General features: G+C 56.8%; 10 protein-coding genes. 6 read left to right on the top strand and 4 right to left on the bottom strand.

The window, feature by feature from the left end:
- Positions 1-26: 26 nt before the first annotated feature.
- Together bglF and AC22LX_RS07610 are read left to right on the top strand one after the other, a co-directional pair.
- Positions 27-1,994 carry a PTS beta-glucoside transporter subunit IIABC gene (bglF, locus tag AC22LX_RS07615; RefSeq protein WP_163310954.1) on the top strand — a complete coding sequence of 656 codons (1,968 nt, stop codon included), beginning with the start codon at positions 27-29 and terminating at the stop codon, positions 1,992-1,994.
- A gap of 15 nt (positions 1,995-2,009) precedes the next feature.
- Positions 2,010-3,404 (top strand): glycoside hydrolase family 1 protein, encoded by a 1,395-nt coding sequence (locus AC22LX_RS07610; protein WP_045391264.1) that lies wholly within the window; start codon positions 2,010-2,012, stop codon positions 3,402-3,404.
- Between the two features lie 39 nt (positions 3,405-3,443).
- Here AC22LX_RS07610 and AC22LX_RS07605 read toward each other — a convergent pair whose 3' ends face one another.
- Positions 3,444-4,178 carry a class I SAM-dependent methyltransferase gene (locus AC22LX_RS07605; RefSeq protein ID WP_045391261.1) on the bottom strand — a complete coding sequence of 245 codons (735 nt, stop codon included), beginning with the start codon at positions 4,176-4,178 and terminating at the stop codon, positions 3,444-3,446.
- Positions 4,179-4,302: 124 nt separating this feature from the next.
- Between AC22LX_RS07605 and mdtQ the strand changes: the two genes are divergently transcribed.
- On the top strand, positions 4,303-5,742 hold the full coding sequence (gene mdtQ / locus AC22LX_RS07600) for a multidrug resistance outer membrane protein MdtQ (RefSeq protein WP_063447984.1): 1,440 nt from the start codon (positions 4,303-4,305) through the stop codon (positions 5,740-5,742).
- 27 nt (positions 5,743-5,769) lie between these two features.
- On the opposite strand, the gene AC22LX_RS07595 is transcribed toward mdtQ, so the two are convergent.
- Entirely contained in the window at positions 5,770-6,363 is a 594-nt protein-coding gene (locus AC22LX_RS07595; RefSeq protein ID WP_045391255.1) for a DedA family protein, read from the bottom strand.
- A 154-nt stretch (positions 6,364-6,517) separates the two neighbouring features.
- Here AC22LX_RS07595 and AC22LX_RS07590 point away from each other — a divergent pair, with 154 nt between their 5' ends.
- Together AC22LX_RS07590 and pbpG are read left to right on the top strand one after the other, a co-directional pair.
- Complete coding sequence (locus tag AC22LX_RS07590) at positions 6,518-7,105, top strand: Yip1 family protein (RefSeq protein WP_045391252.1); 588 nt, start codon at positions 6,518-6,520, stop codon at positions 7,103-7,105.
- A gap of 174 nt (positions 7,106-7,279) precedes the next feature.
- The gene (gene pbpG, locus AC22LX_RS07585; RefSeq protein WP_161798740.1) at positions 7,280-8,230 is read left to right on the top strand and encodes a D-alanyl-D-alanine endopeptidase; all 951 of its coding nucleotides are present in this window, start codon (positions 7,280-7,282) and stop codon (positions 8,228-8,230) included.
- A 43-nt stretch (positions 8,231-8,273) separates the two neighbouring features.
- On the opposite strand, the gene AC22LX_RS07580 is transcribed toward pbpG, so the two are convergent.
- A complete protein-coding gene (locus AC22LX_RS07580; protein WP_015365736.1) occupies positions 8,274-8,828 on the bottom strand; it encodes a GNAT family N-acetyltransferase in 555 nt (184 codons plus the stop codon).
- A 92-nt stretch (positions 8,829-8,920) separates the two neighbouring features.
- Positions 8,921-10,654, bottom strand: coding sequence for a D-lactate dehydrogenase (gene dld / locus AC22LX_RS07575; protein ID WP_045391249.1), 1,734 nt, complete (start codon positions 10,652-10,654; stop codon positions 8,921-8,923).
- 201 nt (positions 10,655-10,855) lie between these two features.
- Here dld and bglX point away from each other — a divergent pair, with 201 nt between their 5' ends.
- Positions 10,856-13,153, top strand: a complete 2,298-nt coding sequence (gene bglX / locus AC22LX_RS07570) for a beta-glucosidase BglX (protein ID WP_015706093.1) — start codon at positions 10,856-10,858, stop codon at positions 13,151-13,153.
- Positions 13,154-13,269 lie beyond the last annotated feature (116 nt).

The raw sequence follows: 13,269 nt of genomic DNA, 5'->3' as shown, positions 1-13,269 counted from the left end.
CCCCCACAAAACTGGATTGTTACTGCATGATGCAGGCAAAACCTGAGCGCGACGCCAACCGGCGTGGTTCTCGGGTTTTTTTATTTTTACTACTCAGTCGCCGGTTGTCTGTGGGCAGCGGCAGTAAGGAAAAGAGCATGGAATATAAAGCACTCGCGCAGGATATTCTTCACCGCGTCGGCGGCAAAGAGAATATTGTGAGTCTGGTTCACTGCGCGACACGTCTGCGTTTCAAATTGAAAGATAACGCGAAGGCCGATGCCGAAGGGCTGAAGGCGAATCCTGGTGTGATCATGGTAGTCGAAAGCGGCGGCCAGTTTCAGGTGGTCATCGGTAACCATGTGCACGATGTCTGGCTGGCAGTGCGCCAGCAGGCGGGGTTAAGTGACGACAGCGAACCGGTGCCGCAGGAGAAAGCGGCGAAAAGCTCGGTATTAAGTCAGCTGATCGACATCATCTCCGGCATCTTTACCCCTTTTATTGGCGTGATGGCGGCGACGGGTCTGCTGAAAGGACTGCTGGCGCTGGCGCTAACCTGCGGATGGCTCACGCCGCAGCAGGGGACCTATAAAATCTGGTTTGCCGCCAGCGACGCGCTGTTCTTTTTCTTCCCGCTGTTTCTTGGCTACACCGCCGGCAAAAAGTTTGGCGGCAACCCGTTTATCTCAATGGTGATCGGCGGCGCGTTAACCCACCCGCTAATGATGCAGGCCTTTGAAGCCAGTCAGACGGGAGCGCCCGTGGAGCATTTTCTCGGTATACCGGTGACCTATATCAATTATAGCTCCTCGGTGATCCCGATTATTCTCGCCTCCTGGTTCTGCTGCTGGCTGGAACGGAAGAGTAACGCGGTGCTGCCGTCGGCGATGAAGAACTTTTTTACCCCGGCAATCTGTCTGGCGGTGGTTGTGCCGCTGACCTTTCTGGTAATAGGCCCGCTGGCGACCTGGCTGAGCCACATGATTGCCAATGGCTATCAGGTTATCTACGTTTTTGCCCCATGGCTGGCAGGCGCAGTGCTGGGCGCGCTATGGCAAGTATGCGTTATCTTCGGCCTGCACTGGGGGTTGATACCGCTGATGATCAATAACATGACCGTGTTGGGGCATGATTCTATGCTGCCGATCATTCTGCCGGCGGTGATAGCCCAGGTGGGCGCCGTGCTGGGGATACTGCTGGCCACGCGCGATTCGCGTCAGCGGATGCTGGCCGGTTCCGCGTTTTCCGCCGGGCTATTTGGCATCACTGAGCCTGCCATTTATGGCCTGACCCTTCCGTTACGTCGCCCGTTTATCTTCGGATGTATCGCCGGCGCGATTGGCGGCGCGATTACCGCCTTCAGTAATAGCTACGCCTACTCCTTTGGGGTGCCGAACATTTTCTTTCCGGCACAGATGATCCCGCCCGGCGGCATTGATTTTAGCGTGTGGGGCGGTCTCATTGGCACCGGCGTGGCTTTCATTCTCGCCTGCGTATTGACCTTCTTCGCCGGCTTGCCGCGCAGCCAGGCAGAACAGGCGGTCGTCGTCGCGCCTGCGGCGGAAAACGATATTCTGGCGCCGATGTCCGGCAGCGTACTGGCCCTCGATCAGGTGCCGGATAGCACCTTCGCCAGCGGCCTGCTGGGCAAAGGCGTAGCCATTATTCCGGCGGTGGGTAAGGTCATTGCCCCGTTTTCTGGCGAGGTCGCCTCACTGTTTCAGACTAAACACGCCATCGGCCTGCTGAGCGACAGCGGCATTGAACTACTGATCCATGTCGGCATTGATACCGTCAAACTCGACGGCGTACCGTTTACCGCCCATGTCAAAGAGGGGGACAAAGTTCAGGCCGGCGATCTGCTGCTGGAGTTCGATCGTCAGGCCATTCTGGACGCCGGTTACGACCTGGCGACCCCGATTATTATCAGCAACAGCGATGATTACCGTAGCGTTGAGATTGTGTCCGCGAGCGTCGTGGATGCCGGCCAGCCGCTGTTGTCCGTTAGCCATTAATCACAGGAGAGAGCGATGAAAACATTCCCGCAGGGCTTTTTATGGGGCGGCGCCACCGCGGCAAATCAGGTCGAAGGCGCATATCTGGAAGATGGCAAAGGTTTATCCACCTCCGACGTGCAGCCGCAGGGGGTATTCGGCGACGTCGTGGAGCGCGTCGCCGGCGACAGCGGTATTAAAGATGTGGCGATCGATTTTTACCATCGTTACCCGCAGGATATCGCGCTGTTTGCTGAGATGGGCTTCAACTGTCTGCGGGTCTCGATCGCCTGGACGCGTATCTTCCCGAACGGCGATGACGCCGAGCCGAATGAAGCCGGGCTGGCCTTCTACGACAAGCTGTTTGCCGAGATGGCCGCGCACAACATCACTCCGCTGGTGACGCTATCTCATTACGAAATGCCATGGGCGCTGGTGAAAAACTATGGCGGCTGGGGCAGCCGCGAGGTGATTGGCTTTTTCGAGCGCTACGCCCGGACGGTATTCAGTCGCTATAAAAATCAGGTCAAGCTGTGGCTCACTTTTAACGAAATTAATATGTCGCTGCATGCGCCAATGACCGGCGTCGGCCTGCCGGCCGGTAGCAGTAAAGGCGAAGTCTATCAGGCTATCCACCACCAGCTGGTGGCCAGCGCGCTGGCGGTCAAAGCCTGTCATGAACTGGTACCGCAAGGGAAAATTGGCAATATGCTGCTCGGCGGGTTGATGTATCCGCTGAGCTGCAAGCCGGAAGATGTCTTTGAAACGCTGCAGCAAAACCGCAGCTGGCAGTTCTTCGGCGATGTGCAGTGCCGTGGCGCCTATCCGGGCTACATGCAGCGCTATTTCCGCGAAAACGATATTACGCTAACCATCACCGACGACGACCGGGAAGCGCTGAAAGAGACCGTCGATTTTATCTCCTTTAGCTACTATATGACCGGCTGCGTCACCGCCGATGAAGCGCTGAACCAGCAGGCGCGCGGCAACATTCTCAGCATGGTGCCGAACCCGCATCTGGCAAGCTCGGAGTGGGGCTGGCAGATAGACCCGCTGGGGCTGCGTACGCTGTTGAACGTACTGTGGGACCGCTATCAGAAGCCGTTGTTTATCGTTGAAAATGGTCTGGGGGCGAAGGATAAAATCGAAGCCGACGGCAGCATCAACGATGACTATCGCATCAGCTATCTCAACGATCATCTGGTGCAGGCGCGCGAAGCCATTGCTGACGGCGTCGAACTGATGGGCTTTACCAGCTGGGGGCCAATCGATCTGGTTAGCGCGTCAAAGGCAGAGATGTCAAAGCGCTACGGTTTTATCTATGTCGATCGTGACGATCGCGGGCAGGGGACGCTCGAACGGCGTAAGAAGAAAAGCTTCGCCTGGTATCAGGCGGTGATTGCCAGCAACGGCGGTAGTCTGCAGGAATAAGCTGTTCGGCGGCCCGGTTTTTTCCGGGCCGCATGCCGTTTAAGCCGGTTTACCGGCGCGCAGTAAAAAGATCATCGGACGCTCTTTCTCTTCCTCGAGCGCCGGTTGGGCGGCGATTTGCTCGGCGCTCGGGCCCCACTCATCAAGCTGCTCCAGCACAAAACCGGCGGCGATAAGCGCGTTAATCCAGCTTGAGAGTTTGCGATGCTGTTTAATCACCCCCTCGGCAAACCAGTTGCTGATACGTTCGCCTTCCTGCTGATAGTGGCTCACCGGCCAGCGTTTTTGCCCCTGTTCATCTACCTGCCAACCCTGCTGCAGCGGCGCGGTATAGATGGGGTGTTCGGCGGAAAAAACCAGCGTACCGCCGGGAACCAGCGCCTGATAGAGCATGGCGAACAGCGGCGCGACGTCCGGCAGATAATGCAGCGCCAGCGAACTGTAGACCAGATCGCAGCTATTCGCGGGCAGCGTAAGGGTTTGCAGGTCGGCGCAGCGATATTCGATAGTCTCGCCGGTGGTCATCTCCCGCGCCCGCTCCAGCATCCGGCTGGAGAGATCGAAACCGATTATCTGTTTTGCTCCCTGTTGCTGCGCCCAGCGGCAAAACCAGCCGTATCCGCAGCCGAGATCGACCACCCGCAGGCCATCTAACGCCGGCAGCAGGTGCTGAATTGCCGGCCACTCCGGCGCGCCGTCAAGCCCCTTCACCGAGCGGTCAAGGGTGGCGTAACCGGCAAAGAAACCGGGATCGTCATAAATGTTCTGACTCATTACAACTCCAATAATAACTTTGTTTATTTTTAGCTGACTCATTGTCAATGCACACGCTTTACTTAACGACCGTCATTCAATTAATTTATGATGACCAACCTTTATAAGTAACCCGACCCGAAGAATGAATCTTACACTGAGCAAAAGCGTGCTGGCGGCACTGCCACTGGCCATCACGCTGGCTGGCTGCGCGCCATCGCATGACATTGGCGGCCCTTTAAAGCAGCAAACCCCGGCATCTCACGTTTCGATGGATCTGCCCGCCGCCGTAAAAAATGGCTGGCCGCAGACCGACTGGTGGAAAGATTACCACGATGCCCAACTGGATAATCTGATTCAGCGCGCGTTAGCCAATGCTCCGGATATGCAAATTGCCGCGCAGCGCATCAAGCTGGCCGAAGCGCAGGCGCGAATGTCTCAGGCGAATCTCGGTCCGGAGATGGATTTCTCCGCCGATATCGAACGACAGAAAATGTCCGCGGAAGGCCTGATGGGGCCATTCGCCACCGACACCGACGGCAATACCGGACCCTGGTATACCAACGGTACCTTTGGCCTGACCGCCGGTTGGGATCTGGACCTGTGGGGGAAAAACCGCGCGCTGGTGAAAGCGCGCATCGGCGAAGTGAAAGCCCAGCTCGCCGAGCAGGCGCAGACCCGCGAGCTGCTGGCCAGCAGCGTGGCGCGCCTGTACTGGCAGTGGCAGACCGAAGCGGCGGTAAAAACGGTGCTGCAGCAGGTTAAAAGCGAACAGAATAATATTGTTAGCGTCGATACCGCTCTCTATCAGCGTGGCATCACCAACTCCGCCGAAGGGGCGGAGAACGACATTAACGTCAGCAAAACCGATCAGCAGTTGGCCGACGTGGCGGGTAATATGAAAGAGATTGAAGCGCGGCTGATGGCGTTAACCAACAGCCAAAGCCAGTCGCTCAATCTGCGAGCGGCGCCGCTGCCCGCGGTCAGCGCGCAGATGCCGAGCGAACTGGGCTATGAACTGCTGGCCCGCCGTCCGGATCTGCAGGAAGCCCACTGGTATATCGAATCCTCGCTGAGCGAAATTGATGCGGCGAAAGCGGCGTTTTATCCGGATATCAACCTGATGGCGTTCCTGCAGCAGGATGCGCTGCATTTAAGCGATCTGTTCCGCCACTCGGCGCAGCAGATGGGCGTGACCGCCGGGCTGACGCTGCCTATCTTTGATAGCGGCAGGTTGAACGCCAATCTCGATATCGCCAGCGCGCAGAACGGCCTGTCGATCGCTAAATACAACAAAGCCGTAGTCGATGCGGTGAACCAGGTGGCGAAAACCGCAAGCCAGGTAGAGACGCTGATGGAGAAAAACCAGCAGCAGCAGCAGGTGGAGAAAGACGCGCAGCGGGTGGTCAATCTCGCCCAGGCGCGAATGAACGCCGGTATCTTACCCGGCTCCCGCGTGAGCATGGCGAAGCTACCTGCGCTACAGGAGCGAATTACCGCGCTGCGCCTGCACGGCCAGTGGCTGGACGCCAGCATTCAGCTGACTTCCGCACTGGGCGGCGGTTATCACCAGACGACGAAATAACGGCGTCAATAGCGGCGCGCGGCGCCGCTATTCATTATCATCCTCTGTATCTTGCGCTTTTCTTTTCGCTTCCCGGCGTTTCAGCCACAGATGAGCTCCGACTACCAGCGCCACCACCAGGATCAGCCAGACCCAGTGTTTGATGTGCTGATCGAGATGATGTAGCCACGGGCCTATCGCCTCGCCGCCAAGGTAGCCGAGGGTGGTAAAAATCAGCGCCCAAACGATGGCGCCGAAAATATTCAGCGGCAGAAAAATTTTCGGTGGCAAGCGGCTGGCGCCGATCAAGACCGGGCCGATAACCCGAAAGCCGTACATAAAGCGGGTGCCGATAACGAACAGATAGGGATGCCGCTGAATCAGGCGCTGCGCTTTTCGGATCCGCGCCTTCTGCCGCGAGAAGCGACGCAGTAGCTTGCCGCCGAACTGGCGCCCCAGAAAATAGAGTAGCTGATCGCCGATCATGCCGCCTAAGGCTACGGCAACGACCACCAAAGGAAACTTCAATAGACCCTGATGCGCCGCCACGCCGCCAAGGATGGTGATGGTTTCACCTTCTGCGATGCTGCCGATAACCAGCGCCGCGTAGCCGTATTGGGAAATCAGGTGATTGATATCCATATAAACATAAACTCCTACTATTACCAGTCCCTTAATCATACACCCTGATGATTAAAACGGTCTGAAGCGCATTTTTATCGCTGTACACAAAATAATCTACAGAGTGAATTATACTTGGATCAGTGCTGTACGAAGCCGTGACAAGGGGGACGCTATGAACCATGTCTGGGGACTCTTCTCTCATCCTAATCAAGAGATGAGCGTGATCAAGAGTGAAAATGAAACCATTTCGCACCATTATACCCACCATGTGCTGGTGATGGCGGCGGTTCCGGTTATCTGCGCCTTTATCGGTACGACGCAGCTCGGCTGGAACTTCGGCGACGGCACGGTGATTAAGCTTTCACTGATGACCGGGTTGGTATTAGCGGTACTGTTTTATGCCGTGATGCTGGCCGGGGTGGCGGTGATGGGGCGGGTGATCTGGTGGATGGCCAGGAGCTATCCGCAACAGCCGTCGCTGAAACGCTGTATGGTTTTTGCCGGTTACGTCGCGACGCCGCTGTTTTTAAGCGGGATCGTGGCGCTCTATCCGCTGGTATGGCTGTGCGCGTTAATAGGCACCATCGCGCTGTTTTACACCGGTTATCTGCTGTATCTGGGTATTCCGACCTTCCTGAGTATTAATAAGGAAGAGGGGCTCAGCTTCGCCAGCTCAACCCTGGCTATCGGGGTGCTGGTGCTGGAAGTGCTGCTGGCGATCACCGTCGTGCTGTGGGGCTACGGGTACCGACTCTTCTAATCAGATGCATTGCCGGCAGAAATGAATAATTATGTCGGCAATGCAGCATTTACTCACGATTCTTATTGGCCTCAGGGTGTTATGACGCGGTATGATGGCGTTTGCCAGCGGCGTAGCCCACTTTACGCCGCGGCGTACGTTCTATAACGTGCAAAAATACTTTTCAGAATGCCCATGATGCCGAATTTTCGAATTTCTTTGCTCAGCCTGACTTTGCTGCTGGCTGTGCCTTTTGCGCCCCAGGCGATAGCAAAAACCACTGCGGTAACCGCCGCTTCACAGCCGGATATCGCTTCCGGTAGCGCGATGATCGTCGATCTGGCGACCAAGAAAATCATTTACGCCAGCCAGCCCGATTTGGTGCGCCCGATGGCGTCTATTACCAAAGTGATGACCGCTATGGTAGTGCTGGATGCGCATTTACCGCTGGACGAGATGCTGACCGTTGATATCAGCCAGACGCCGGAGATGAAAGGTATCTATTCCCGCGTGCGTCTTAACAGCCAAATCAGCCGCCGCAATATGCTGCTGCTGGCGCTGATGTCCTCGGAAAACCGCGCCGCCGCCAGCCTGGCGCACCACTATCCTGGCGGTTATAACGCTTTTATCCGCGCGATGAACGCCAAAGCGCAGGCGCTGGGGATGACCCATACACGCTATGTTGAGCCGACCGGCCTGTCGGTGCATAACGTCTCCACGGCGCGCGATCTGACTAAGCTGCTGATCGCCAGCGAACAATATCCGCTGATCGGCCAGCTAAGCACCACCAAAGAAGATACCGCCACCTTTGCGCATCCGGCTTATACCTTGCCGTTCCGCAATACCAACCACCTGGTGTATCGCGATAACTGGAATATTCAGCTGACCAAAACCGGCTTTACTAACGCCGCCGGCCACTGCCTGATTATGCGTACGGTGATTAATCAACGCCCGGTGGCGCTGGTGGTAATGGACGCATTTGGCAAATACACCCATTTTGCCGACGCCAGCCGTTTACGGACCTGGATTGAAACCGGCAAGGTGATGCCGGTTCCGGCCTCCGCATTGAGCTATAAAAAGCAGCGCGAAGCGCAGATGGCGGAAGCGATGCTGAAAGGCGGCACGCAGACCGCGCAGAACGATTAATTTGTCCTTCCCCGGATTGCGCCGCAATCCGGGAATTCTAATATCACTCCGGTAACGTCCAGTCGCCGTCGCCAAGCTGGCGCTGCATAATGAGGGTATCGCGCCAGTCGCCCATCTTATAGCCGACGCTGCGCAACTGTCCGGCAACGGTAAAGCCAAATTTCTTATGAATGGCAATCGAGCCGGCGTTGTTGTGGCCGTCGCCGATAATCGCCAGCATTTGCCGCCACGGCCCCTGTTCACACTGCGCGATGAGGCGCGTCAGCAGCGCGCTGCCGATGCCGCGCCCGCCCATACCGGACTCGACGTAAATCGACTCTTCCAGCGTATAGCGATAGGCCGGGCGAGGGCGGTAAAAGGTGGCATAGCAGTAGCCGACAATGGTGCCGCGCCACAGCGCGACCAGCCACGGAAGCCCGTTATCGCGCACGGTTTTAATTCGCTTGCGCATTTCGTCGACGGTAGGCGGGATCTCTTCAAACGAGGCGCGGCCGTTAAGCACGTGCCAGACGTACAGCGCGGCAATCGCATGTGCGTCATCGGGCAGCGCTTCGCGGATCTCTAAGTCGGCGTCTTGTAACTTATCCTTGGCGGACATGGGGGCTCCTCAAGCTAATTGGCCGGAGAGTCTTTTTCTCCGGCATGCAGCGTAATACAGAAGCCCCGCGGCTGAACAGTCCTGGTTAACGATTATTGTGCTTCCGTCGGCTTCTGCGCCTCGCCCCAGTATTTTTGTTTGCTGGTTTTGCCGATACCCGGATTCATGCTGTTGGTGGGATCGTTCTGGCGATAGAAGCGCTTTAAACTCTCCGCCGCTTCATACAGATGGCCGACGTTGTGCTCCGCCGGATACTGCGCACCGCGCGCTTTCAACAGATCCAGCATTTTTTCCTTCAGTTCGTGCGCGTCGACCCCTTTCTTCACGATGTAATCCTGGTGGAAGACGTGACACATAAAGTGGCCATAGTAGAGCTTGTAGACCAGCTGGCTGTCGATTTCCGCCGGCAGATGTTCGAACCATTCGGTGTCATTGCGGCGCAGGGCGATGTCCAGCGCCAGAATATCTTCCACTTCGTCGGCATGTACCGCCTGATAGCGGATCGCCGCGCCGGCGGCGGCGAAGCGGTGCAGGAATGCCTTGCTGCCTTCTTCCGCGGTACAGACAAAGAAATCGCCTTCAGCCTGCTGGAAATAGTCCGTAAGCCACTTCTGCGCTTCTTCGATGCCGTCGCCGGCCATCTTCAGCAGCAGATGATGTTCGTACTTATCGCGCCAGGTTTTCATACGCTCCGGCAGGTGCGCCGGGAAGGCATGACCGAGCTTCTGCATAAAGCGGTCGGTGAAGTGCGGCTTGAACAGGGAAACCTTTTCCAGCATCGCGTCGGTGCGCCCCTTCATGGTGAAGAAGAACGGCATTTTGTCGGTGCCGAGCTTATCGATCATCAGGAAGGTATCTTTGCCATATTTTTCGGCGATATCGTAAATATCGCGGTGCATATATTCGCCGGCCACCGGCAGATTATTGAATTCAGCGAGGATGTGGCGGCGGATCTCGGTGAGCACTTCCGGCTGGTTAGTGCCGATATAGAACACCTGCTGGCGTTTTTCCGCTGGAAAAGTATCGAGACGGACGGCGAAGACCGCCAGCTTGCCGGCGCAGCCGGAGGATTCGAACAGGCGGTCCGGGTCGGCGTTATAGCGAGCCGGAGTATCGGCGTTAACATCGCGCACGCGGGTGACGTAATCGTGATCGTGGGCGTGGCGGCCATCGTGTTGCACGTCGGCATCGGTGATACGATCGTCGTCGAGGCGGCTCAGAATTTGCTCTGGCGTCGCGCCTAAATCGATTCCCAGATGGTTGACTAATTTCAGTTTGCCGTCGGCATCAATCTGCGCAAACAGCGACATTTCGGTATAGGCCGGTCCGCGTTGTACCAGGGAACCGCCGGAGTTGTTACAGATACCGCCGATAACCGATGCGCCGATGCAGGAAGAGCCGATCACCGAGTGCGGTTCGCGGCCCAGCGGCTTGAGCGCTTTTTCCAGTGAATAGAGGGTGGTACCAGGGTAGGCCAGCACCTGCTCGCCCTTATCCAGCAGGTGCAGCTTGTCCAGACGCAGCGTGCTGATAATGACGATTTCGCGATCGTAATCATTGCCGCTCGGGGTGGAGCCTTCGGTCAAGCCGGTATTCGCCGCCTGCATCAGGATAATTTTGTCAGCTTGTACGCAGGCGCTGAGCACCCGCCATAGTTCAAGCAGGGTACCGGGGAACACCACCGCCAGCGCATCGCCGTGGCCGGAGCGGAAACCTTTTCGGTAACGCTGGGTTTTCGCCGGATCGGTTAACAGATGCGAGGAGCCAACCAGCCGCGCCAGTTCCGCCAAAAAGGGAGGGTTATTTATTGTTGTTGCAGATGACATGATTCACTCCTTGTGGGCACAGGAAAGCTATATCGCTGTTAGCATACCGCTTTGTATGACAATTTGGTGTATGAATGTTTCTATAAATCAGATAAGAACCTTAGCATTCTACGGGCGCGTTGTTTATATATATGGCAAACTGCGGTTTTTGCTGCGTTTTCGCTGGGCTATTAGCACCGAATCAAAGAGGGATACATAATAATGAAATGGTTGTGTACTGTTGGCGTCGCCGTGAGCCTGGCGCTGCAACCCGCGCTGGCCGATGAACTGTTTGGTAACCATCCGCTGACGCCTGAGGCGCGAGATGCGTTTGTTAGCGAACTGCTGAAAAAAATGACGGTCGATGAAAAAATCGGTCAGCTGCGCTTAATCAGCGTTGGCCCGGATAACCCGAAAGAAGCGATCCGGGAAATGATCAAAGACGGTCAGGTAGGGGCGATTTTTAATACCGTGACCCGGCCTGATATCCGCGTGATGCAGGATCAGGTGATGCAGCTAAGCCGCCTGAAGATCCCGCTGTTTTTCGCCTACGATGTGCTGCACGGCCAGCGTACCGTCTTCCCGATAAGCCTCGGCCTGGCCTCCTCTTTTAATCTCGACGCGGTGAATACCGTCGGGCGTATCTCGGCCTACGAAGCGGCTGACGATGGCCTTAATATGACCTGGGCGCCGATGGTCGACGTTTCTCGCGACCCGCGCTGGGGCCGCGCCTCTGAAGGGTTTGGCGAAGACACCTACCTGACCACCGTGATGGGTAAAGCGATGGTGGAATCGATGCAGGGCAAGAGCCCGGCAGACCGCTATTCGGTGATGACCAGCGTTAAACACTTCGCCGCCTACGGCGCGGTTGAAGGCGGTAAAGAGTACAACACCGTCGATATGAGCCCGCAGCGCCTGTTCAATGACTACATGCCGCCGTATAAAGCCGGTCTCGATGCCGGCAGCGGCGCGGTGATGGTGGCGCTAAACTCGCTCAACGGTACCCCGGCCACTTCCGATTCCTGGCTGCTGAAAGACGTCCTGCGCGACCAGTGGGGCTTCAAAGGCATCACCGTTTCCGACCATGGCGCCATCAAAGAGTTGATTAAACACGGTGTCGCCTCCGACCCGGAAGACGCGGTGCGCGTCGCGCTGAAGTCCGGTATCAACATGAGCATGAGCGATGAGTACTACAGCAAATATCTGCCGGGGCTGGTGAAATCCGGCAAGGTGACGATGGCTGAACTGGATGACGCTACCCGCCACGTGCTCAACGTCAAGTATGACATGGGGCTGTTCAACGATCCGTACAGCCATCTGGGGCCGAAAGCGTCCGACCCGCAGGACACCAACGCCGAAAGCCGTCTGCATCGTAAAGAGGCGCGCGAAGTGGCGCGAGAAAGCCTGGTGCTGCTGAAAAATCGTCTCGATACGTTGCCGCTGAAAAAATCCGGCACCATCGCGGTGGTGGGCGCGCTGGCGGATAGCAAGCGCGACATGATGGGCAGCTGGTCGGCGGCGGGCGTGGCCGATCAGTCGGTCACCGTGCTGACCGGCATCAAAGAGGCGCTGGGCGATAAAGGCAAAGTGATTTATGCCAAAGGCGCTAACGTTACTGACGATAAAGGCATTGTCGATTTCCTTAACCTGTATGAGAAAGCGGTGCAGGTCGACCCGCGCTCGCCGCAGGAGATGATCGATGAGGCCGTGGCGGCGGCGAAACAGTCCGACGTGGTCGTTGCGGTGGTGGGCGAAGCGCAGGGTATGGCGCATGAGGCTTCCAGCCGTACCGATATCACCCTGCCGCAAAGTCAGCGCGATCTGATTAGCGCGCTGAAAGCGACCGGTAAACCGCTGGTGCTGGTGCTGATGAACGGGCGTCCGCTGGCGCTGGTGAAAGAGGATCAGCAGGCGGATGCGCTGCTGGAGACCTGGTTTGCCGGTACTGAAGGCGGCCATGCGATCGCCGATGTGTTGTTTGGCGATTACAACCCGTCCGGTAAGCTGCCGATGTCCTTCCCGCGTTCGGTGGGGCAGATCCCGACCTACTACAGCCATCTGAATACCGGCCGTCCGTATAATCCGGAAAAACCGAATAAATACACTTCGCGTTATTTCGATCAAGCGAACGGCCCGCTGTATCCATTTGGCTATGGCCTGAGCTACACCACCTTTAGCGTTTCCGATGTCAAAATGTCGGCGCCGACGATGCCGCGCGACGGCAGCGTGACCGCCAGCGTGCAGGTGACCAACACCGGCAAACGTGAAGGGGCGACGGTGATCCAGCTTTATCTGCAGGACGTGACCGCGTCGATGAGCCGGCCGGTGAAAATGCTACGCGGCTTTAAGAAGGTGAATCTCAAGCCGGGCGAGACGCAAACTGTCAGCTTCCCGATTGATGTTGAAGCGCTGAAGTTCTGGAACCAGCAGATGAAATACGTTGCCGAACCGGGCAAATTTAACGTCTTTATCGGCGTCGATTCCGCCCGCGTTAAGCAGAGCGAATTTGAGCTGCTGTAGTCGCGAGCCCAGTAAAAAGGGATAAACCGGGTGTTACACCTGAAAGGCCGATTAATCGGCCTTTTCTTTTTCGTTAAATGGCCAAATGGACTACGCTTTTCTCTTAAGCTTCTGTA

This window comes from Klebsiella sp. PK01 (assembly GCF_057624675.1).
This window is presented reverse-complemented; position numbering and strand designations above follow the sequence as displayed.

Bases quoted from the DNA above. Each gene is read 5' to 3' on its own strand.
- bglX (WP_015706093.1), top strand. From the start codon at position 10,856: ATGAAATGGTTGTGTACTGTTGGCGTCGCCGTGAGCCTGGCGCTGCAA.
- AC22LX_RS07610 (WP_045391264.1), top strand. From the start codon at position 2,010: ATGAAAACATTCCCGCAGGGCTTTTTATGGGGCGGCGCCACCGCGGCA.
- dld (WP_045391249.1), bottom strand. From the start codon at position 10,654: ATGTCATCTGCAACAACAATAAATAACCCTCCCTTTTTGGCGGAACTG.
- AC22LX_RS07605 (WP_045391261.1), bottom strand. From the start codon at position 4,178: ATGAGTCAGAACATTTATGACGATCCCGGTTTCTTTGCCGGTTACGCC.
- pbpG (WP_161798740.1), top strand. From the start codon at position 7,280: ATGATGCCGAATTTTCGAATTTCTTTGCTCAGCCTGACTTTGCTGCTG.
- AC22LX_RS07595 (WP_045391255.1), bottom strand. From the start codon at position 6,363: ATGGATATCAATCACCTGATTTCCCAATACGGCTACGCGGCGCTGGTT.
- bglF (WP_163310954.1), top strand. From the start codon at position 27: ATGATGCAGGCAAAACCTGAGCGCGACGCCAACCGGCGTGGTTCTCGG.
- AC22LX_RS07580 (WP_015365736.1), bottom strand. From the start codon at position 8,828: ATGTCCGCCAAGGATAAGTTACAAGACGCCGACTTAGAGATCCGCGAA.
- mdtQ (WP_063447984.1), top strand. From the start codon at position 4,303: ATGAATCTTACACTGAGCAAAAGCGTGCTGGCGGCACTGCCACTGGCC.
- AC22LX_RS07590 (WP_045391252.1), top strand. From the start codon at position 6,518: ATGAACCATGTCTGGGGACTCTTCTCTCATCCTAATCAAGAGATGAGC.